The organism is Methylosinus sp. sav-2 (assembly GCF_004366495.1).
Lineage (GTDB): Bacteria > Pseudomonadota > Alphaproteobacteria > Rhizobiales > Beijerinckiaceae > Methylosinus.
Genome location: NZ_SOEJ01000001.1, coordinates 1,254,611 through 1,276,330 on the forward strand (window position 1 = coordinate 1,254,611; position 21,720 = coordinate 1,276,330).

The 21,720-nt window shown below is 66.2% G+C and carries 17 protein-coding genes; 7 read left to right on the forward strand and 10 right to left on the reverse strand.

Annotated elements, in window-relative coordinates; all coding sequences use genetic code 11:
• The first annotated feature begins 225 nt into the window (after positions 1 to 225).
• Entirely contained in the window at positions 226 to 2,511 is a 2,286-nt protein-coding gene (locus EDE12_RS05950; RefSeq protein ID WP_026599395.1) for a membrane protein, read from the forward strand.
• Between the two features lie 31 nt (positions 2,512 to 2,542).
• Positions 2,543 to 4,165 carry a cyclic peptide export ABC transporter gene (locus tag EDE12_RS05955; RefSeq protein ID WP_026599394.1) on the forward strand — a complete coding sequence of 541 codons (1,623 nt, stop codon included), beginning with the start codon at positions 2,543 to 2,545 and terminating at the stop codon, positions 4,163 to 4,165.
• Between the two features lie 6 nt (positions 4,166 to 4,171).
• On the opposite strand, the gene hemH is transcribed toward EDE12_RS05955, so the two are convergent.
• The 4 genes from hemH to EDE12_RS05970 all read right to left on the reverse strand — a co-directional run bounded on the left by hemH (position 4,172) and on the right by EDE12_RS05970 (position 6,816).
• Positions 4,172 to 5,167, reverse strand: coding sequence for a ferrochelatase (gene hemH, locus EDE12_RS05960; protein WP_026599393.1), 996 nt, complete (start codon positions 5,165 to 5,167; stop codon positions 4,172 to 4,174).
• Positions 5,164 to 5,973, reverse strand: coding sequence for a 3-methyl-2-oxobutanoate hydroxymethyltransferase (gene panB, locus EDE12_RS05965; RefSeq protein ID WP_024881054.1), 810 nt, complete (start codon positions 5,971 to 5,973; stop codon positions 5,164 to 5,166). Before panB ends, hemH begins: the two co-directional genes overlap by 4 nt.
• Before the next feature lie 67 nt (positions 5,974 to 6,040).
• Entirely contained in the window at positions 6,041 to 6,166 is a 126-nt protein-coding gene (locus tag EDE12_RS22435) for a hypothetical protein (RefSeq protein ID WP_280949434.1), read from the reverse strand.
• A 71-nt stretch (positions 6,167 to 6,237) separates the two neighbouring features.
• Positions 6,238 to 6,816, reverse strand: coding sequence for a L,D-transpeptidase (locus EDE12_RS05970; RefSeq protein ID WP_198022777.1), 579 nt, complete (start codon positions 6,814 to 6,816; stop codon positions 6,238 to 6,240).
• Between the two features lie 184 nt (positions 6,817 to 7,000).
• On the opposite strand from EDE12_RS05970, the gene EDE12_RS05975 reads away from it, so the two are divergent.
• The 5 genes from EDE12_RS05975 (at position 7,001) to EDE12_RS05995 (ending at position 11,219) form a co-directional block, all read left to right on the forward strand.
• Positions 7,001 to 8,215: an alpha/beta hydrolase gene (locus EDE12_RS05975; protein ID WP_024881052.1), complete on the forward strand. Its 1,215-nt coding sequence runs from the start codon at positions 7,001 to 7,003 to the stop codon at positions 8,213 to 8,215.
• A gap of 216 nt (positions 8,216 to 8,431) precedes the next feature.
• Entirely contained in the window at positions 8,432 to 8,878 is a 447-nt protein-coding gene (gene rpsF, locus EDE12_RS05980; RefSeq protein ID WP_024881051.1) for a 30S ribosomal protein S6, read from the forward strand.
• Complete coding sequence (gene rpsR, locus EDE12_RS05985) at positions 8,878 to 9,114, forward strand: 30S ribosomal protein S18 (protein ID WP_018266677.1); 237 nt, start codon at positions 8,878 to 8,880, stop codon at positions 9,112 to 9,114. Before rpsF ends, rpsR begins: the two co-directional genes overlap by 1 nt.
• 162 nt (positions 9,115 to 9,276) lie before the next feature.
• A complete protein-coding gene (locus tag EDE12_RS05990; protein WP_024881050.1) occupies positions 9,277 to 9,945 on the forward strand; it encodes a hypothetical protein in 669 nt (222 codons plus the stop codon).
• 203 nt (positions 9,946 to 10,148) lie between these two features.
• The gene (locus tag EDE12_RS05995) at positions 10,149 to 11,219 is read left to right on the forward strand and encodes an ATP-binding protein (RefSeq protein WP_024881049.1); all 1,071 of its coding nucleotides are present in this window, start codon (positions 10,149 to 10,151) and stop codon (positions 11,217 to 11,219) included.
• On the opposite strand, the gene EDE12_RS06000 is transcribed toward EDE12_RS05995, so the two are convergent.
• The 6 genes from EDE12_RS06000 to EDE12_RS06025 all read right to left on the reverse strand — a co-directional run bounded on the left by EDE12_RS06000 (position 11,220) and on the right by EDE12_RS06025 (position 21,618).
• Positions 11,220 to 12,086: an ATP-binding protein gene (locus EDE12_RS06000; protein ID WP_026599391.1), complete on the reverse strand. Its 867-nt coding sequence runs from the start codon at positions 12,084 to 12,086 to the stop codon at positions 11,220 to 11,222.
• 313 nt (positions 12,087 to 12,399) lie between these two features.
• The gene (locus EDE12_RS06005; RefSeq protein WP_051592564.1) at positions 12,400 to 14,946 is read right to left on the reverse strand and encodes a TonB-dependent siderophore receptor; all 2,547 of its coding nucleotides are present in this window, start codon (positions 14,944 to 14,946) and stop codon (positions 12,400 to 12,402) included.
• A gap of 160 nt (positions 14,947 to 15,106) precedes the next feature.
• Positions 15,107 to 16,054, reverse strand: a complete 948-nt coding sequence (locus tag EDE12_RS06010) for a FecR family protein (RefSeq protein WP_026599390.1) — start codon at positions 16,052 to 16,054, stop codon at positions 15,107 to 15,109.
• Positions 16,055 to 16,134: 80 nt separating this feature from the next.
• Positions 16,135 to 16,635, reverse strand: a complete 501-nt coding sequence (locus EDE12_RS06015; protein ID WP_026599389.1) for an RNA polymerase sigma factor — start codon at positions 16,633 to 16,635, stop codon at positions 16,135 to 16,137.
• 118 nt (positions 16,636 to 16,753) lie between these two features.
• On the reverse strand, positions 16,754 to 17,152 hold the full coding sequence (locus EDE12_RS06020) for a DUF2946 family protein (protein WP_134187999.1): 399 nt from the start codon (positions 17,150 to 17,152) through the stop codon (positions 16,754 to 16,756).
• Between the two features lie 290 nt (positions 17,153 to 17,442).
• Positions 17,443 to 21,618, reverse strand: coding sequence for an SEL1-like repeat protein (locus EDE12_RS06025; protein ID WP_036291178.1), 4,176 nt, complete (start codon positions 21,616 to 21,618; stop codon positions 17,443 to 17,445).
• Between the last annotated feature and the right edge of the window lie 102 nt (positions 21,619 to 21,720).

Consider the following 21,720-nt stretch of genomic DNA (forward strand, 5'->3'; position numbering starts at 1 on the left):
CAATGCCGGATGCGCGGTTCCACCTCCCCCTCGAGGGGGGAGGTCGAGCGCGAATGCGCTCGGGAGGGGGTGACGCCCGAGTCTCGGGGGCTCCCCACCCCGTCCGGCTCACGCCGGCCGACCCTCCCCCTGAAGGGGAGGGTGGGGGTGCGGCCTTCTCCTTTGCGCTTTTGAAAAAATCATGCGCAATGCAGCGCGAATGAGATTCGTCGGAGTGAGCCCAGAGTGACCGAGCGTCCGCAGACCAATGTTTCCTATGGCGCCGCTGCGCTCGTCTTTCTGGCGGCGGCGGTGGTGCTCGCTTTTCCGTGGCTGTCCGGCCGCGTCACCGTCCCATGGGACGCCAAGGCGCATTTCCAGCCGCAATTCGCCTTTCTTGCCCATGCGCTGCATTCTGGACAATCGCCCTTCTGGACGCCCAATGTCTTCGCCGGCTCGCCGCAGCTGGCCGATCCGCAATCGCTGATCTTCTCGCCCTTTTTCCTCCTCGCGGCCTGGCTCGTTCCCGAGCCCAGTTTCGCGCTCGAGGACGGCATCGTCTTCTCGATGCTGGCGATGGGCGGGCTCGCCTTCATCGCCTATTTCCGCGACCGCAAATTCTCGGCGGAAGGCGCGCTGCTCTGCGCGCTGGCTTTCGCCTTCGGCGGCTCGGCCGCCTGGCGCATTCAGCATACGGGGCAGGTGATGAGCCTCGCCTGGTTCCCGGTGACGCTCTTTCTGCTCGCGCGCGCGCTCGATCGCCGCTCGGCGCAATGGGGCGCCTATGCCGGCGTGGCGGCGGCCTTTCTCGTGCTCGGCCGCGATCAGGTCGCCTTTCTCGAAGTGCTCATCCTCTCGGCCTACGCCGTCTTCCGCGTCTTTTCCGACGACGCGAAGATTTCCACCGCCGTCGCGCCGCTCGCGGCCGGCGCGGCCTGCGGCGTCGCCATCATCATCGTTCCGCTGTTGCTGACGATGGAGCTGGCGTCGCAATCCAATCGGCCGGCCATCGATCTCGAAGGCGCCTTGCGCGGCTCGCTGCATCCGGCGGCGCTGCTCACTTTCGTCTCGGCCAATCTCTTCGGCACGGATGGTCCGCTCGCGAATTTCTGGGGTCCGCCGGCGCTCGTCTTCGGCTCGCCGGATCTCTTTCTCGCGCGCAACATGTGCGACGTCTACATTGGCGCGCTGCCGCTGCTCTCGCTCATCGCTCTGACGCGTCACGGCCTGCCGTCCAATCGCGAGATCAGCTTCTTTTCCGCCGCGGCGCTGGCGCTGCTGCTCTATGCGCTCGGCCGCTTCACGCCGGCCTTTGCGCTGATGTTCCATATACCGGGCGTCGATCTCTTCCGCCGCCCGGCGGACGCGACCTTCCCGCTCTGCGCAGTGCTCGCCATTCTCGCCGGCTTCGGCCTCAATGTCGTCGCCAATGCGCCGAGCAGACCGCCCTTGCGCTATCTCGCGGCGGCGCTGGGCGTGCTGTTCGCGCTCGCCATTGCGCTCGCCTGGAGCAAGGATCATCTCGCGGCGGCGCTCCTGCCGCTCGCCGAGAGCGCCGGCTTCGTGGCGCTGGCCTTTCTCGTCATCGCCTTCGCGCCGTGGCTCGCCGCGCGCCGCTATGCGCTGCTCGCCGCCGTCGGCGCGACGATGACGCTCGATCTCGCCGTCAACAATGGCCCCAATGAATCGACCGCGCTGCCGCCGCAGAATTTCGACGTGCTGCGCGCCGACACGCAGAACGATACGATCGCTCTGCTGCGGGCGCGTCTCGCGGCGACGGCGGCGCCGGATCGGCGCGACCGCGCCGAGCTCGCGGGCATTGATTTCCACTGGCCCAACGCCTCGCTCGTGCATGGCTTCGATCAGGAGTTCGGCTACAACCCGGTGCGCCTGCGCCTGCTCGAGGAGGCGACCGGCGTCGGCGATCATCTCGCGCTTCCCGATCAGCGCGTCTTCTCCAAGCTCTATCCCTCCTATCGCTCGACGCTCGCCGATCTCATCGGGCTGCGCTTCATCGCGACCGGCGTGCCGATCGAGGAGATCGACAAAAATTTGAAGCCCGGCGATCTCGAATTCATCGGGCGCACCAAGGACGCCTATGTCTATGAGAATAAGCGCGCGCTGCCGCGCGTGCTGCTCGCGACCTGCGCCACGCGCGTCGATTTCGCGCAGATGATCGAGGATGGCGTCTGGCCCGATCTCGACTATCGCGCCAGCGTTCTGCTGCAGGAGCCGCCCGTCTGCCGTCATTCTCGGCCGGAGGAGGGCGAGGCGAGCGGCGCGCGCATCCGCTCTTACGCCAATACGGAGGTGGTCATCGACGCCGACGTTCCGCGCGGCGGCGGCTATGTGGTGCTGAACGATATTTTCCATCCGTCCTGGACTGCGGAAATCGACGGCGAGCCGGCGGAAATTCTCCGCGCCAATGTGATGTTCCGCGCCGTCGCCGTGTCGCAGGGCAAGCATGAGGTGCGTTTCGTCTATCGGCCCTTCGACGAGCTGTGGCGGCGGCTGACGGGGCGAACGCAGTGATTTTATTCCATTCATTTCAACGAGGCCATAGATGCGGAACAGGTCTCTTCTGCGCGCGTCCGCTCGTCTGCTCGCGCCCTATAAAAGGCAGGCATTCGCCGCGGCGCTGACGGGAGGCGCAGCGAGCCTCGCGACAGTCGGTGTTCTCGCCATGATCGAGCGCGCCCTCGGCAATGGCCTCGCCGCCGCCGAGATCGCGATTTTCGCCGGGCTCTGCGCGACGATTCTCGCAGGCGAAATCGTCGCGAACCGCTCGAACAGCGAGGTCGTCCAGGGCGCTGTCGCCGATCTTCGCAAGGAGCTGGTCGACAAGATTCTCTGCGCGCCGGTGGCGGCGCTCGAGCGCTTGCAGCGGCATCGCATCGTCACCGCGCTCAATCACGACGTCGATGAAATCTGCGAGTTCGTGCGCGGACTTCCCTTTCTATTCGTGTCCGTGCTCACCGCGCTCGGCTGCGCGGCCTATCTCGTTTTTCTGTCCTGGCGCCTCGCGCTGGTCGCCGTCGCCTTCGCCTGCCTGCCGATCTATCTCATGCGGCGCGCCCTTTCGAGCGGCTTCGAGCTATTCGACGCCGAAAGACGCGCGCGCGACGAGCTGCAGAAGGATTACGACGCGCTGATCGAGGGCGCGAAGGAGCTGCGCCTCAATCGCGTGCGGCGCGCGGCGTTCCGCAATGATCGGCTGTTTGCGCGGATCGAACGCATACGCGATTTGACGACGCGCAATTTCGTGATTTTCTCCACCGTCGAGGCGATCGACACGACGTCTATCTTCATCGTCATCGGCGCGCTGACCGCCGCGCAATCGGCGCTGGGGGAAGCGCCCGCCACGACAGGGACGTTCATCGTCGCGCTTCTCTATATGCGCGCGCCCGTCACTGCGATGATCGCCACTGTCCCGATGTTCGGCCGCGCCGCGACGTCGTTTCGCCGTGTCGTCGATCTCTCCGAGAGCTTCACGACGGCGGAGCCGCGGCTCGTCGAAAGCGCAGCGCAGCCGGCTTCGCCGTTCTTCGGCTCGGTGGAATTGCGCGGCGTGACCTTCCAATATTCGCAGAAGGAGAATGTCGCCGGTTTCACGCTCGGGCCGGCGGATTTTCACATTCGCCCCGGCGAGATCGTGTTCATCATCGGCGAGAATGGCGGCGGCAAGACAACGCTGCTCAAGCTCATTCTCGGCGTCTATCCGCCGACGAGCGGCGAAATCCTCGTCGATGGCCGGCCGGTCTCCGACGCCGAGCGCGACGATTATCGCCAGCTGTTCTCCGCCGTTTTCTTCGATTATTTCCTTTTCGACGATGTGAGCGTCTCGCAGGAGTCGGCCGCCGCGGCGCAGGATTATCTCGCGCTCATGGAGATTTCGGAAAAGACTGCGATCGAGAATGGCGTCTATACCACCACCGCGCTCTCCGCCGGACAGCGCAAGCGTCTCGCGCTCGTATCCGCCTTCGCCGAGGGGCGGCCGGTGATGGTCTTCGACGAATGGGCGGCGGAGCAGGACCCGGCGTTTCGCCGCGCTTTCTATCGCGAGATTCTTCCCGATCTGAAGCGGCGCGGCAAGACGCTCGTCGTGATCTCGCATGACGATCGCTATTTCGACGCCGCCGACCGCATCGTCACGATCAGCGGCGGAAAGATTTCGGCAGAAGCTTGACGCCGCTCACGAGTCCAGCCAGCCGGCGAGCTCTCGTCGCGCGATCGTCTCTAGCGCGCGCAATCCATCCTCGCTGTCGTTGAGGCAATCGAGCCGCGCGAATTTTTCGCCGCCGGCCGCGAGGAAGGCGTGGCGCAGCTCGACGCCGATCTCCTCGAGCGTCTCCAGACAATCGGAGACGAAACCCGGCGTCAGCACGGCGACGCGCTTCACGCCGCTCTGCGCCAGCTCCCGCAGCACATTCACCGTATAGGGGCCGGTCCATTGCGTGCGGCCGAAGCGCGATTGAAAGGCGAGGCGCAAATGCTGCGTCGACATGCCGAGCGCGGCGCGCAGACGATCGTATGTCGCCTCGCAATGGCGGCGATAGGGATCGCCGCGGTCGATCTGCGCTTGCGGCAATCCGTGAAAAGAGGCGACCAGAACATCCGGCGTAAAATCCAGCGCGGCGAGTTGCGCGCGCGTCGAGGCGGCGAGCGCTTTTATATAGGCGGGATCGTCATAGAAGGGCGGGACGATGCGCAATGTCGGCTGCTCGCGCAATAGCGCCAGCGCGCGCGCCGCATCGTCGAAGACGGAGGCCGTCGTCGAGGCCGCATATTGCGGATAGAGCGGAAACAGAAGAATGCGCTCGCAGCCCTTTGCGCGCAGCGCGTCGATCTTCTCGCCGATGGAAGGCCCGGCGTAGCGCATGGCGAAATCGACGATGACGCCCGTATCCGTGAAGCGCGCGCCGAGCTTTTCCGCCTGTGCGCGCGTGATCGTCTTCAGCGGGCCTTCGTCACGTTCATTGTTCCAGACGGAGCGATAGGCGCGCGCGGAGCGGCGCGGCCGAAAGGTGAGCACGAAGCTCTCGAGAATGGGACGCCACAGCACGGGCGGCAGATCGACGACGCGGCGATCCGACAGAAACTCGCGCAAATAGCGGCGCACCGACCAATAATCGGCGCCCTTCGGCGTGCCGAGATTGACGAGCAGAAGGCCTATTCGAGACGCGCTCATGCGATGATCTTTTCCAAGGCCGCGAGTTCCGCCGCCTCCATTGAGAAACCATTTTCCTCGGCCGGAAAGCGCCCCTCGCGCACATCGCGCGCGTAAGAGGCGACCGCCGCGCGTAGCGCGGCGCCCAGCTCCGCATAGCGGCGATTATGCTTGAAGTCGCGGGTTCCCAGCGCGGCGAGATCATGCACGACCAGCACTTGCGCGTCGCAATCGGCGCCGGCGCCGATTCCGATCGTCGGCGCGCGCAGACGCTCTGTGATCTTCGCCGCGAGCTCGCGCGGGATGAGCTCGAGAACGAGAAAATCGGCGCCCGCAGCATCTAGCGCCAGCGCGTCGGCGAGGAGCTTGGCCGCGGCTTCGGCGGTTTTGCCCTGGCGGCGCTTGCCCTCTTGATGCTGCGACTCGAGCCCGATGTGGCAGCACACCTCATATCCCTCGCGCTTCAGCGCGCGCACGATTTCCGGCCGCGCGCCTTCGAATTTCACGCAATCGGCGCCGGCCTGCGCGAGCCGCGCAGCGCTGGCGAGAGCCTGCGCCTCGCTGTCATAGGTGGCGTAGGGGAGGTCGCCGATGAGATAGACGCCCGGCGCGCCGCGGCGCACGGCGGCGATGTGATGCGCCATATCGTCCAGCGTCACCTCGCGCTCGCTGGCGTAGCCCAGCACATTGGTGCCGACGCTGTCGCCCACCATGACGATATCGACGCCCGCCTCCACCTCGAGTCGGGCGGTCGGCGCGTCATAGGCGGTCAGCACGACGAATTTCTCGCCGCGCTTCTTCATCTCGACGAAATGGCCAGCCGCCATCTGCGCTCACCTTTCCCGATCCGCGTCAGGGCGCTCTATAGAGCAAAGGCGGCCGCAGAAAAAGCGTTCAGCGCGCGCAGGCCTGCGGCGGCAGCGGCAGGCGTATGTCCTGCAGCTCGTGGGTGCATTTGTCGCAACCCGCGAGCAGCGCATAGGCGACGATGAGACCCGCCAGAATGCAGAGCTTGCGCATGATCCTCTTCCTCGAAACTCCGCCGCCGTGAATAGGGCTGCGCGGTTGATAGCTCGAGAAGGGCGCCCCTGTCATTTCAGCACGACCACGCGGGTTCCGACCTTCACCCGATCATAGAGATCGGCGACGTCGCGATTGGTCATGCGGATGCAGCCGGAGGAGACGGCCTCGCCGATCGTCTCGCCCTCATTGGAGCCGTGGATGCGATAATCGCTGGAGCCGAGATAGAGCGCTCTCGCGCCGAGCGGATTGTCCTGGCCGCCCGCCATATAGCGGGGCAGGTCCGGCCGGCGCTTCAGCATGGCGGCGGGCGGGCGCCAATCGGGCCATTCCTTCTTGGCGGTGATCGTCTTCACGCCGGACCAGGTGAAGCCCTCGCGGCCGACGCCGACGCCATATTCGATCGCCCGCGTGGGGCCGAGCACATAATAGAGCCGCCGCTCCTTGGTGGAGACGACGATCGTGCCCTTCTTATATTGCGGATGGCTCCAGGCCACCTCCTGGCTCGGGATCGACTGCAGGCGGAAATTATTGACGAAATCCGCGACTGGGCCGCGATCGAGAAAATTGGCCGCCTGCGCGCTCCCCGAAAGGACGAGGCCGAATGCGATAGCGCCCGCGCAGCGCGCCCAGCTCGAGATCATGCCCATTGCTCTCCGTTCCGTTTACGTCCGCGTCGTTTCTCGGGAGCAAATGCGGCCGAAATGGGATGACGACGCCGACGGCGCATTTTCGGCGACGGATGCGATTTGGAAAATATTGCGGTCTATAGATCACTTGCGCCGCTCGGCGCGCCGACGGCTTATCTACCCCCGAAACCGAAAAGGCTCCCTCATGCCGATCACTCTTCGTGTGCTGATCCTAATCTCGGCGCTGCTCTTCGGCGCGGCCGCGCAGGCGGCGCCCGCCTCGCGAAATGCGCCGGTCGAAGTCTCTTCCGGCGTGAAATACGAGCTCGTGGCGCGCTGGGACGCACATCGGCTGAACCAGATAATGGAGACCGACACGCCGAAATTCGCGGGCGTCAAAGTGGACTACACGCCGGCGCGCAATGGCGTGAGGCTCTATAGAATCACTTATTCCTCCGTCATACCGGAGAAGGGCAACGCCCCGACCGTCGCCTCCGGCCTGCTCGCCGTGCCGGACACGAAGGAGACCTCGTTTCCCATGGTCTCCTACCAGCATGGCACGGTCTATGGGCGCCACGAGGTGCCCTCCTTCGCCGAGGAATCTCCCGAGACGCAGCTGATGATCGCGCAATTCGCCGGGCAGGGCTATGCCGTGATCGGCGCCGATTATTTCGGCCTCGGCGTCTCGCGGGAGCCCGAGGGCTATATGGTGAAGGCCAGCCATCAGCAGGCCTGCTACGATCTGCTGGTCGCCAGCCATGCCGTGCTCGACCATTTGAAGCTGAAGAGCGACAAGCTTTTCCTCTCGGGCTGGTCGCAAGGCGGCTTCGTCACCATGGCCTTTCTGGAGAAGCTCGAGAGCGCGGGCGTCGCCGTGCGCGGGGCGGCCACCGCCAGCGCGCCGCTGGATCTCTACGCCGCCATGGAGGGCTTTCTCGACTTTCCGCGGCCGAACGACGCCGTCTGGCTGAACAGCATCTTCATCCTGTCGGCCTTTTCCTACGAGAACTACTATGGCGTTCCGGGCCTCGCCCGCTCGCTCTTCGCCGAGGAGCACTACGACATCGCCAAAAAGGCCTATGATCGCCAGCCGATCGATGCGGCCGCCGTGCCGACCGATCTGCGCAAGCTCATCAAGCCGGATTATTTCGATCCGCATTATTTCGCCAATTCGGCCTTCGGCCGGCTCATTGCGGCGACGCAGGCCTATCGCTGGGTGATAAAATCGCCGGTTCGCAACTATTACGGCGAGGCGGACGAGGCGATCACCCAGGGCGTTGGCCGCATGGCGATGACCTATGCGCAGGCTTTCGGCTCCGGCAATAAGGTCGTCGAGGCCGTCTCCACCGGGCCGACGACGCATCGCGGCACTTTCGCGACCGCGGTCCCGCAATGGAAGGCCTGGTTCGACGGCCGCTGAGCGCGGCCCTTGCATCCTGCGCCCACGCCGCTATAAAGCGCGCTTCGCGACGCTTCCGGCCGGGGGCTGAACGGAAGGCCTTTGGCTCCGCCACAGGCAGGGTTCGCCCGTCTTCCAGTGTCTCCGCCTTCGAACTTCCCGATCGAGCCTTTCCTTTGAAGGCTCGAAGGGCTCTGCGCCGAGAGCGGGCTCGCGACGATGAGGAAAGGCAAGAGAATGGCTCTCTACGAGCATATCTATCTTGCGCGCCAGGACGTTTCGCCCCAGCAGGTGGAAGCGCTGACGACGCAGTTCAAGGGCATCATCGCCTCGCTCGGCGGCAAGGTGACGAAGACCGAATATTGGGGCGTCAAGTCCCTCGCCTATCGGATCAAGAAGAACCGCAAGGCGCATTTCACCCTTCTCAACATCGACGCCCCGCCGGCGGCCCTCGCCGAGGTCGAGCGTCAGCAGGGCCTGAGCGAGGACGTTCTGCGCTTTCTCACTCTGCGCGTCGATGCGCTGGAGGAGGGCCCCTCCGCCCAGCTGCGCAAGCGTGACGACGACGACCGTGGCGACCGCCGCGGCCCCGGCGGTCCGCGCCCCGACCGTGGCGATAGAGGCGACCGTGGCGACCGCCGCCCGCGCCGTGACGAACCCCGCGCCGAAGGAGAGACTTTCTGATGAGCGCCGCAGCCCGCCGCCCCTTCTTCCGCCGCCGCAAGTCCTGCCCCTTCTCCGGCGCCAACGCCCCGAAGATCGACTATAAGGACACGCGCCTGCTCTCGCGCTACATCTCCGAGCGCGGCAAGATCGTGCCCTCGCGCATCACGGCCGTCTCGGCCAAGAAGCAGCGCGAATTGGCCCAGGCCATCAAGCGCGCCCGCTTCCTCGGCCTTCTGCCCTACGTGATCCGCTGAGGCTTCGGGCCTTTCGGCCCGTCCGCTGGAATTTCACGGCCGCGCGATGAGCGCGGCCGTTTTTTTGTCTCGGTGATACGCGTCCAGCTTCATGGAAAAGCCATTTTATCTGCCGAAATTCCTAGTCGCATATTTTCATGTTCTATCTTTCGAAGGTTCGTCATGTGCGAGATCGACAAGCGCTATCCGGTATTCGGGCTGCATTTTCGGCGTTACGCGCCTTTCGCCAAATTCGGCCGGGCCAATCCCCTGACGATGGGCTTCGGCTACTTCGCCGGAGACGACCGGGGCGTCTCCACCTCATTGAAGGACACTTCTCGGACCTATGCGGCCGTGATGTTCAACAAGTCTGGCGTCGTGCATCAATTTGCCGGCTCCAGCGGCACTGAGTTCCATCCCGCCATAGGCTCCGTCATCAAAGGCATGGCCGTTGTGAAGAGCAACCTCGTGCGGACAAAGCTGGAAGGGCCGAGTTTGTTCGAATTTCGCGCGAGCACAGCGGGAGGCAATCCGCTCGTTCCCGGCGCTCCAGACATAGACACCTTCATCGACGCACGGATCGATTTCGGCATGGCGAAGCGGCTGCGCGTCAGCGGCCACGTCTATGGCGACGATTTTCCCAATCTCGAAGTGTTCCTCATTTGCTATCGCACCGGCCGAACCGCTCTGCTGGTCGATGGTCAGACCGAGGGCGGGCGCAACACCGGCCCTATGGGACATCTGTTGGGCGATGGCGCGGATAATCTGCTCGCCGTTTTTCGCGGCGATTTGCCGCTCGACGACGAAGGGCGGCTGGCGCGCTCATCCACTGTGGAGCCGAAGACAATCTGAGAGTTTCTAACAATTGAATCGAACTATCATAGAATTCGACGAAAGCTGCATTTCCTCGAAAGCAATGAGGTCTCAATTTCTTCTTTACCTCGGCGGCGCCACGGGCCAATATCCCTCTCGGGAGACTGCATCCGGCGAGACGAGAGCTCGACAATGCGCGCGGAGAAACCGCAGCGCGGCCGGAGGCGACCAGAGGAGGGTGAATGTCGGAGGCCGCGACGGCCGACGATTGGCGTCGCCTCGTGTTCGACGAGACAGTCGCGGGCCTCGTGCTCGTCGACCAACGCGGCGCGATCATCGGCGCCAATCCCTGCGCGCGGCGCATGTTCGGCTTCGGCGCGGAGGCGGAGATCATCGGCCTGCCGCTCGCCCGCCTTCTGCCGCAGGCGTCGCCAGTGGTCGTAGGCTCTGGCCTCGGCCTGCAGGGCGTCCGCCGCGACGGCGCGCGTTTTCCGGTCGGTGCGCGCTTCTCCGCCATTGCGCGCGACGGCGAACCCCTCGTTCTGGCGACGATCGTCGATCTGTACGAGACGAACGCCGAGGAGGCCGCGCTCGTCGCTCATGCGGAGGAGCTGGAGCGCCTCAATGAGCGTCTGGCGCGTTTCGCCTTCGTCGCCTCGCAGGATCTTCAGGAGCCGCTGCGCAAGATCGCCGTCTTCGGCGATCTGATGGAGGAGGCGATCCGGCGCGGCGATACTGACGAGATCGCCCGCGCCAATGAGGTGATGCGTTTTTCGGCGCTGCGCGCGCGCGCGCTGGTGCAGGATCTTCTGTCCTTCTCGCGCATCGTGAACGACGAGCTGGAGCTCGCCTCGCTCGATCTGCGCGACGCCATCGCGCTTTCGCTGGCGGCCTTGTCGCCGACGATCGCCGAGACCGAGGCGCGGGTGGAGATCGATCTGCCTGAAGTCTCCATCACGGCCGACGCCACGCAATTTCAGCGGCTGGTGCAGAATATTCTCGCCAACGCCATCAAATATAGAAAGCCCGGCCGACCGGCGGCGGTCGATATAAAGGGCTTTTGCGACGAGAGCTCGCTCCGCCTCGCCATCGCCGACGACGGCATCGGCTTCGAGGCGCAATATGCGCAGAAGATATTCGAGCCGCTGAAGCAATTGCACAGCAAGGTCGATTATCCGGGCTCGGGCGTCGGCCTCGCCATCTGCAAGGCGATCGCCGATCGCCATGGCTGGCGCCTCAGCGTCGAGGCGGAGCCCGGCGTCGGCGCGACCTTCTTCATCGTGCTGCCGATCCGCGACGCGCAGGCGCGCTGATCAGCCGTCGAGCCGCTTGCCCAGCCGCCCGGCGAGGTCCTGCACATATTGCCACGCCACGCGGCCGGAGCGTGCGCCGCGCGTGATCGACCATTCGAGCGCCTCACGCTCGATCGTCTCCTGCGGCGCGTCGAGCCCGTGATGGCGCGCATAGCCGAAAACCATGGCGAGATATTCCGCCTGGCTGCAATTGTGGAAGCCGAGCCAGAGGCCGAAACGGTCGGAGAGCGAGACCTTCTCCTCCACCGCCTCGCCGGGATTGATGGCGGAGGAGCGCTCATTCTCCATCATGTCGCGCGGCAGCAGATGGCGGCGGTTGGAGGTGGCGTAGAACAGCGCATTGCGCGGCCGCCCCTCGACGCCGCCCTCGAGCGCGGACTTCAAGGATTTGTAGCTCGTCTCCGCCGCATCGAAGGAGAGATCGTCACAAAACAGCAGAAAGCCGAACGGCTTTTCGCGCAAGGTGGAGAGCAGCATGGGCAGGCTCTCTATGTCCTCGCGATGAATCTCGATGAGCTTCAGCGGCCGCACGCATTCCTTTTCGCGCGCGATCGTCGCATGCGCCGCCTTGACGAGCGAGGATTTGCCCATGCCGCGCGCGCCCCACAGCAGCGCATTATTGGCCGGCAGCCCGCGCGCGAAGCGGCGCGTGTTGTCGATGAGCTGATCGCGTTGCCGCTCGACGCCCTCGAGCAGCGCGAGATCGACGCGATTGATCGCTACGACGGGCGAGAATTCGCTGCGCGCCGCCCGCCAGACGAAGGCCTCGGCGCAGGAAAAATCCACCGCGCGCGGCGGCGGCGGGGCGAGCCGCTCGAGCGCTGTGGCGATGCGCTCGAGCAGAGCGAGCTTGGTTTCTTCCGACATGAGGGCTCCTCGCTGCGGCGCGAATGGCGCGGGCGAGGCGGCTTATAGCAGAGGATGCGGATGCGCGCTCGTCGTCACGCTATCCGCGCGGGCATGCGGCGGCGCGTCATCGCTCGGCCTCCGGCAAGCGTCCCGAGTTCGAGCGGCGCCGCGCCCGGCCGCGGCTTTGCGAAGAGCTGCTGCGCGAAGATATGCTCCAACGCGGTGTTGAAGGCCTGTGAGTCCGACGATGACGAGGAGGACATCATCAGCAGCCCTGCCCAGCTATCCAGCCACTGGCTTTGTGCGGCGCGCGGCCGGGCAGGGCGCGCGCTCAGAACTCCGCGCGCAGCGAGCCGAGGATAGTCCGCGGCGCGCCATAGAGGCGGTAGCCTAATCCCATTCCCGAGGCGGTCGGGTCGAGAGCCGTTTCCGCATAATAAGTCGTGTCCAGGAGATTGGAGACATTCACCTGCGCCGTGAGCTTCAGTCCGGAAAACGTGAAGCTATAGGCCGCCATCAGATTGATCGTGGCGTAAGCGGGATTGGACATCTGCAAGCCGAGGCCCGACAAATCATAAATCGGCTGCCGGTCGCGATAGATGGCTCCGCCGCCGATCTTCAGCCCTTTCAGCATTTCGGTCTGGAACTCATAGGTCGACCAGAGGCTCGCCATATTTCTCGGATCGCGTCCGAACCGTTGGCCGATCTGGGCCCGATTTTCGTCCTTGGTGGTGCGCACCTCTTGATTGGTGTAGGTCGCGATCATGCTCCAGCCCGGCAAAATTTCGCCCTGAATGTCGACTTCCACTCCCTTGCTGCGCACCTCGCCGGTCAAGACCACGAAGCCGAGACCCGGATGCGCATAATCGGTCGAGGGGACATTGGTCTTGGCGAGATTGAAGTAATCGGCGGTCGCCCGCAGCCTCCCGTCGAACCATTCGAGCTTGACGCCGGCCTCGAATTCCTGCGCTTTGCTCGGGGCCGCCGGCGTTCCGGGGAAGATCCGGCCGGCGCCCGCGCCGAAGCCGTCGGCGTAATGGCCATAGACGCTGACCCATTGTTCCGGCCGCCACAACAGACCGAAGCGCGGCGTCACGGCTTCGGCCGTCGTCACCTTGTCGCTCGGCGTCAATGCGTCGGCGGTCAGGCCGGACGCGCTCTTTTGCTGGATATATTGATATCTCGCGCCCGCCAGGATCGAGAAATCATACGGCAGCTTGATTTGATCCTGAAGATAAAAGCCCGCCGTGTCCTGCAGATTGGAGACCGCGCCGGAAGGGACCGGGGCGGCGAGAAACGGCGTGCCGGGATGGACTGGATTGAAGAGGTCGATTTCCGAGAACGACGTGAAGTTGATGAAGTTCTGGCTTCCGGTGCTGGACCTGTAGAAGTCGCCGCCGAGTAGCAAAGTGTGCTTCGCTCCGAAAGTGTCGAAATGTCCGACGACATCGACATTGGTCGAAAAAGCGGTTTGCTGTCTGGCGGATTCTCCGCTGTATCGCTCGACGAGATATCTGGTTCCGGTATCTTGGACGAAGGCGGGCAGTCGGAAGGAGCTAGCGTCTTCCGCGCGCTTAAAGGCGATCTGCTGCTTGATCGACCAGTCGTTGTCGAATTGGTGTGACCAGGTGAGCGCCGAAAAGAAGGTTTTCAGCGTGTCTGGAGAATGCTCGCTATAATTTCGATTGCGCGGCAACGACAAGAACTGCCCGTTGAATGCAGGAGTGGAGCCGAAAGTGATCGCGCTGCGATTTTCATCATATTGGACTTCGAGCTTCACAGACGTCGCCGCATCGATGTTCCATTTGAGCGTCGGCGCGATGAAAATATCCTGGCCGTGAATGAGCTCGATCGGTGAGCCGAATGGCGCGCCATTGTTCTGGTAGGACATGTTCAGCCGATAGAGCCAGTCCCCGTCTTTGGTGACGGGTCCGGTTGCATCGATGGTGGTGCGGTAATTGGCGAAAGAGCCGATCTGCTGGTCGATTGAATAATAGGGCGCGTTCAGCGGCTCTTTGGTGACGATATTGACGACGCCGCCGGGCTCGAGCAGCCCGTAGAGCGTGGCTCCGGGACCCTTGAGCACCTCTATGCTCGAGATATTGGCGAGCTGGATGGTGGAGATGCCGTCGATTCCGCTGCCGTTGGGACCCATGCGGAACCCGTTGCGGAAATAAACGTCACTGGCGAAACCACGCAAATTGATGTCGCCGTAGGGCGTGCCGCCGCCGAAAGCGCCGCCGCCGCCGACCGCCACGCCGCTGACATTCTGCAGCGCTTGCTCGATAGTGATCGCCTGCTGATCTCGCAGCACCTGCTGGGTCACCGATTGAATGTTCAGCGGCGTCTCCATCACCGGCGTGTCGGTCTTGGTGCCCGTCGAGGCGTTCGGCAGCACATAGCTTTTGTTGTAGGGGTCCTGTCCGGCGCCGGCGCCGCCATAGTCGCGACCCCGTCGCTCCGCCGGCGTCCTCGCCTCCGCCCCCACGTCGATCGGCGGCAGCGCCTCCGCGCCGACAGCGTCGCTGCGCACGCCATCGTTCTGCGCCAGCACGATCAGCACGGATTTTCCGTCCGCCGCCACGTCGTAATTCAGCCCCGAGCCCGACAGCAGCTCTTCCAGCGCCGCATTCAGCGTATGCGTTCCCTCGAGCCCGCGCGTCGTCAGCGTCCGCGTCAGCGTCGTGTCGTAGACGATCAGCACGCCGCTCGTATCGGCGAGCCGCGTCAGCGCCGTCGACATGCGGCCAGCGGGGATGGAATAGGCGCGAACGATCTCGACGATTTCTTTGTCGGGAATTTGCGCATGCGCGCGGGCGTCGTCGGCGCCGCCGATCGCCAATGCGCCCAACACTGTGGCCAGCGCCGTCGCGCTCATGAGCACACTCCCGGCGTCGCCGCCGCTCCGCCTCGAAACCCGTCTCGCCATCGGCGCCCCCTCGCATTTTTTCGGGGGCTCGAACGTCCCCTCACCGAGTTGGACGCGGCTCGGCGTACGGGGAGGAGGTCGCTCGATGAAGTTTTTTGCGCGGCTCCTCTCAGCCTCCGATCAGCGTGACGAAGCCAAGGGAGACGGCGCGAAGTCCGAGCGATTTTTGAATCGCGCGTAGCGCCGCCTCGGGATCGCGGGTCTCGAAGACGCCGGTCACGCGCCGCCCGCGCAGGCTAGGGTCGACGAGCGCCACATATCCGCGGCGGTAGCGCGAGAGAGTCGCCAGCACCTCGGCGAGCGGCTTGTCGTCGAAGATGAGCTTGCCGCGCCGCCATGCCGTCACCTGATCCGTATCGACCGGATAGGGCGAAACCGCCGCCACGCCCGGCGCGAAGGCGCTCTGCGCGCCTTGCTCGACGATGACGCTCGGGCCGGCGCCCGACAGCCGCACGCGATGCTCGGTCACCGTGACTTCGGTGCGTGCGCCCTGGATCGAGACGTCGAAGGCGGTGCCGAGCGCGGTCGCCGTTCCCGCCGGAGTGGCGACCGAAAAGGGCCGGGCGGAGTCGGGCGCCACGGCGAACCAGGCCTCGCCCCGGAGCAGCGTCACGCGCCGCTCGCCGCCGGCGAAATTCGTCTCCAAAGCGGAATCGGGGCCGAGCTCCACGCGCGAGCCGTCCTCGAGGACGAGGCTGCGCAGCTCGCCGGTTCCGGTGAGATGGCCGGCGCGCCAGCGGATCGCCAATTCGTCATAGGAGAACGCGAGGGCCAGAGCGAGGCCGGCCAGCGCTGCGCCGATGCGCAACCGCGTGAGACGGGGCGGGCCGGACGCGTGGGCCGCCGGCTGGAGGCGCGGGCGCACGACCTCGAGATTGCCCCACAGGCGGCAGATATCGTCGAAGGCGGCCTTGTTGGCGGCCTCCGCGGTCAGCCAGGCGGCGAAGGCCTCGCGCTCCGCCGGCGTCGAGGCGCCCGAGTCGAGCCGCATCCACCAGGCGATGGCGGCGCGCCGTCGCTCCAATTCCGCTTCGCTGGGGGCGTGGTCCGCGCTCATGGTCTCCGCAGAGGGCTCGAGAACAAGGCTCTCATAGGGTAGGACGCGCCCGACATGCAAAAGGGGAGGTCGGCGCCCAATCAATCGAGCGCCGCCCGGCAGCGCTCCATGGCGAGCCGCAGATGCTTTTCCACCATATTGCGGGAGACGCCCATGCGCGCCGCGATCTCCTCATGGGTGAGGTCCTCGAAGCGGCGCATGACGAAGGCCTGCCGGCATTTGGGCGGCAGCGCCTCTATCGCCTCCAGAAGGCGACGGGCCAGCTCCTCCGTCTCATAGAGCGCATCCGGCGCGACGGCGGGCTCTATGACCTCCTCGGGCGCGTCGCCGGGGACGAAATATTTGGCCTCGCTGTCGCGGCGGCGGGCGAAATCGCGCGAGAGATTGATGGCGATCTGCTTCAGAAATGCCGGCGGATCGGCGACGTTCTCGAACCCGTCGCGGCGAATCGCGCGCACGAAGGTCTCCTGCAGCAGGTCCGGGGCGTGGTCCGGCCCCACGCGGCGCTTGAAATAGTCGAGCAGCGCGCGCTTGTTGCGGCGAAACAGCTCGCGAAAACGTTCGGATTTTTGATCGGGCATGATCGCCTTTCGGCGGCGGAGCGGCTCCGCTCGGCGCGGAGGACTCGGCGCGGCTCGCTATGCGCTTGTCGAAGGTCGGCGGCTGCGGGCCGGGAGAGCTCTGGCCGCCTGCTGACGCTCAGACGAGCGCCGGGGGCGCGCGCGAAAATTGCCGGAAGCCGGTCGCTCCCGCCACCGGCCGCGCATCGATCTCCACCGCGCGGCCCGTCGCCGCTGCGTCGCGCGGGAGGAGCAGGAGGAGCGTCGCCGCCACCAGCGTCGGGAGCCCGGCGCCGCCATGGGCGCAGGAGAGCGGGCAGTAGAGGCAATGGCCGGGCTGGTCGGGCGCGGTCGGCGCATGGCCGCCTTCGGGCGTGACGCTGCAGAGGCGGGCGGCTGAAGCTAGTCCCGGCTCCATTGGCGCGGGACGAGTCTCGGAAAAGGCGAGGGCGACGATCTGAATCAGCAGCAGCGCCGCCATCCCCCTGGTGAGGAGGGCGCGCGCGAACCGCCACAGGCCGGGCCGAAACTTCACCATGGCGGCAGGGTCGGCAATGGCGGAAGGAGCGTCAAGAGGCAAAACGCCCCGCGGCTGGCGCGGGGCGTCGAATTTCCGGTCGCTGTCGCCGTGGCGACACAGCGGCGCTTCCGTCGTCAGTTGCAGAGGAGGGGGACGACCGATATCCCGTCTCGGCCGGGCGCGCTGGTCTCATAGAGGCCGCGCTGCGGCCGCAGGCATTTCCGCGAAACGAAAATGGCCGCGTCCAGCGTGGACGCGGCCATTATGATCTAAGTTTCTCTCTATTTCGCGGTTCTATCGCGCCTTTTTCAAAGCGCGGAGACTTTCGGCTTGCCGGCGGCGGGCTTCGTCTCCGGCTTGGCGGGGGCCTTGGCGTTCTCCCAGCCGCCGGGGGGCGGCGGGACGTCATTGGCCGCATTGTCCGGCTGCTTGGGACGGAAGCCGTCGACGAGCGCCTTGGCGGCCGCCATGTCCTTGGTGTCGAGACGGGCGCGGACCTCGTCGCGCTTCTTGCCGGCGTCCTCGTCGCCCTGAGTGGCGGCGGCCGAGAACCACAGATAGGACTGCGTCAGACTCTGCGGAACGCCGAGCCCGCGGGCGTAGAGAATGGCCAGATTGAACTGGCTGTCGCGCACGCCATATTCGGCCGCCTTGCGGAACCATAGCGCCGCCTGGTCGTAATCCGGCTTGCCGTCGCCGCCGCCGGCGTGCAGCACGGCGAGATTATGCATCGCGCGGGCGTTGCCGGCGTCGGCGGCGCGCTTGTACCAGGAGAGCGCCTTGGCGTAGTCGCGCTCGACGCCCATGCCCTTCTCATAGATGGAGCCGAGCCGGTATTGCGCCGGAGCGAGGCCCTTGTCGGCCGCCTTCTCGAACCATTGGAAGGCGATTTTGGGATCGCGCGGGGCGCCGCCGCGACCCTCGGAGTAGCGCAGGCCGAGCTCATATTGGGCGCTGGCGTCGCCGGCTGCGGCGATCTCCTTGATGACGCTGAAAACGTCCTGCCGCGGCGCGGCGGGCGCATTGGCCGCCGGCGTTCCGATCGCGCCGACCGGCATGGGATCGATCGTCTGCGAGCCGAAACGTCCGGGCGTCGGAGCCTGCGGGCCGGGAGCGAAGGAGCCGACGCCGGAGCCGCCGGGCGCGAGCGCCGGAAGGCCGATTGGCCTCGGCGCGGCGGCGGGCGCCTTGGCGGGCTCGGCCGCCGAGACCGTCGCGGCGGCGGGAGCGTTCGGAGCCGCGGCGGCGTCCTTGGGGGCCGCGTCCTTGGGCTCGGCGGCCGCGTCCTTGGCGGCAGGCTCGGTGGAGGCGGTCGCCTCGTTCGGCTCCGCCTGAATGGCGGAGGCCTGCGGAGCCGGATTGTCGAGCGTGACGCGGGCGATTTGATAGGCGCCATAGAGCAGCACCAGCACGCCGACGCCGAGCAGCAGCGGCCGGCGGCGGGATTGCAGCGCCGCGCCGACGCCGCCCGTCGCGGCGACGCGCTCGGGCTCCTGCTTCTGCTCGGCGGCGATCTTCTTGGCCGCCTTGCCTTGGGCGGCCTTGCCCTGCGCCGCTGCGGCCTGGGCGTCGACCGCGGCCTGCTGGGCGGCGCGGCGCGCGGCCGCGATGAAATCCTGCTGCACCGAGCCGGAGCGATCGTCGTCGCGGGAGACCATCGGCTCGCGGCGCGGGCGGCCGCCCGGCTCCAGCAGAATGTCCTCCACATCGCCGACCGGCGCCGCGGATTTCACGCGCGCGGCGCGGCGGGGATCGGTCCCGTCCTTGGCGCGCTGCGGCTCCGCCGCTGCGCCCGGCTTGGCCTTGCGCAGATCGGTCAGCTCGTCCTCGAACATGGAGAGGCGCTCGACGACGCGCTGCAGCGTCTCATGGACGGCGGCGAGCGTCTGATTGGTGCGATGGCCGGCCTCGTCCTGGAAATGACGCAGCTCGACCAGCTCCTTCTCCAGCGCGTCCTGCAAGCCGCCGTGAACCGTCGCGTCGCGCAGGACATCCTGAGCCGCCTCGCGCGCGGCGATCTCGGCGACGCGCATTGTGGAGCTGCGCGTCTCCTCGACCTTGGTCGACAGCGCGCCCAGCGCCCGCTCTATGGCGGCGAAGGAATCGGCGTTCATGTCGGAGTGGTCGAGCCGTTCCGCGAGCCGGCCGATCTGCTGCTCGAGCGCGCCGAAGGCGCTGCGATCGGCCTCCGGATCGAGCGCCGCGTCCATCTTCTGCGCCAGCTGCCCGACCAGCTCCGCCAAATGCAGATTGGCGTCGTCGCCGCGTCGGCGCGCGGTCGAATCGATGCGCGCGGCGAGCTCTGCGTGGACATGGTCGATGCGCTCGGCCAGCTCGCGCAATTGCTCGGAGCCGGCGGATTTCTGCGCGCTGGCGGCGACGGGCTGGAGCCGCTGCTCGAGCTTCTCGATCTTGCGGCCGAGCTCGTCGAAGCCCGGATGAACGATCCGGGCCTCGCTCGCCGCGTCGATCTTCTTGGAGAGGGAGCTGAACAGCCGCTCGAACTGATTGGGATCGACGCTGGCGCCGCCATTGCCCTTGCGCTCGACCTCGGAGCGCAGCGCGTTCATCGCCGCGGCGATCTCGCGCAGCTGCTCGGAATCAGCGGATGTCTGCGCCGCCGTGGCGGGCTGGAGCCTCTGCTCGAGCTTCTCGATCTTGCGGCCGAGCTCGCCCACCGGATCGACGATCTTCGATTGCGCGGCCGCGTCGATCTTCTTGGCGAAGGAGGCGAAGAGCTGCTCGACCTTGCTCGCATCGACGCCCGAGCCGCTGCGCTCTATGCGCGCGGCGAGCGATTTATGGACCTGCTCGATGCGCTCGTTGATCTCGTCGAAGCGCTTGCCGCCGCCCGATTTCGTCGAGATGTTGTCGAGCTTGGCTGCGAAATATTCGAGCCGGCGCTCGAGCGCGGCGAAGGAGCCGCCGATCTCGGTCGAGACGATGGAGCGAATGCTCTGCACGAGCTCGCTCACATCCTTGGCCGTGGCGACATTGGCGCCGGCGGCGCTCAGCTCGTCGACCTGCGTGGTCAGCGCGGCGATGCCGGCCTCGAGCTTCTCGATCGGCAGAGGACGGCGGGAAACCGCCTTCAGCAGCTCGTGAATCTCGCGCGTCTCGCCGGCGATCGCGTCTATGGCGGCGCGATCGGCGCCGCCGGCGGCGTGATGCTCGGCGAGCTTGTCGTTCAGCGTTCGCACTTCCTCATAGAGGACGGCGACGATGCGGCTCGGATCGAGCTCGCGCAGGATGGAGGCGAGATCGGCGGTGAGGCGCTCGACCGGCGCCAGCACCATCTCCTCGACGCCATAGAGACGCTGCGCCTCGACGCGCTCGGTCAACTCGCGCAGCGCCGATTCGACGGCGGCGACGGAGGCCCGCGGCGCGAGATCGACGAGCGCGCGGGAGAGGCCTTCGAGATCGCAGCGCAACAGGTCGATCTGGGCGACGACGGCCGCCTGCTGCTCGCCCTGAATGCTCTGCTCGGCGCGGGCCGACATCAGCTGGCGCGACAGCGACTCGATCGATTCGGCGAGACCGTCGAAGATCGCCGGCCGCGCCTCGATTGCCGCTCTGGCGACGAAATCGCCGCCCGCCTGGTCCTCGAGCGCGCGCTGGCGCTCGGTGATTTCGGCGACGGCCTCCGACAGCGGACGCCGCGCGGCGGCGCGACGCTCGCGCTCCTGCCGGCTGTCGCGCTCCAGTCTCTCGCGTTCCTGCTGCTGCTCGCGCTCCGAATTCTCGCGCTCTTGCTTTTCTCGTTCTTGACGCCGGCGTAGCTCGACGGCGCGGCGCTCCTCGGCTTCCTCGTCCAGCCGCGCCGCAATTTCGGCGAGCCGCTGATCGAGCGAGCCGAGCGCATTCTCGAACTCATAGGCGCGATCGTCGTTGGAGAGGCTGTCGATGCGCGCCTCGAGCCGCGCCAGCGCGTTGCGGATCGGCCGCACGCTCTCGTCGGGGCGGGTGGCGATGCGCTCCTCTATGTGGCCGAGCCGATCCATCACCGCGCCGATATCGTCGCCGAGGCGAGCGCGGCTCGTATGATTGCGGTCGATCAGCTTGGCGAGGCCGGAGAGGGCGTTGGCCGTCTTGCGCTCGCTCTCGGCGGAGCGCCGCTCGAAGAGCGCGACGGCGTCGTCGACGATGGCTTTGGCGTCGACCTCGGCGCGGCCGCGCGGCGCGAGCGAGCGGAAATCGTCTTCCGGCTCCTCGTCGCGGATGTCGCGTCTCGGCGCGGCGTCGCGGCGCATGCGGCCGCGATCATTGCGTCCGTAGAGACGCGAGCGCAGCGCGCGTCGGCGCGCCGGAGCGTTCGGCTCCTCGTCATCGACGCCGGATGAGCGGTCGTCGAAATTGGCTTTTTCTTGGATCACATCATCGAGCCAAGCGGAAAGGCTCTTGCCCGATCGTCGTGCGGCGGCGCGCGCGACATCGCGGGTTTCGTGATCTATGCCCTTGAAGCTCCAGGGAAATGCCTCTGTCATCGGATATCCGGCGGGCTCGACCCGTGTTGGCTGGGGAAAACTGGACGAGCGACGACTCGAGAGGCGCGAATCGCGCCGGAACGCTGTGAGGGCGGGGTACGC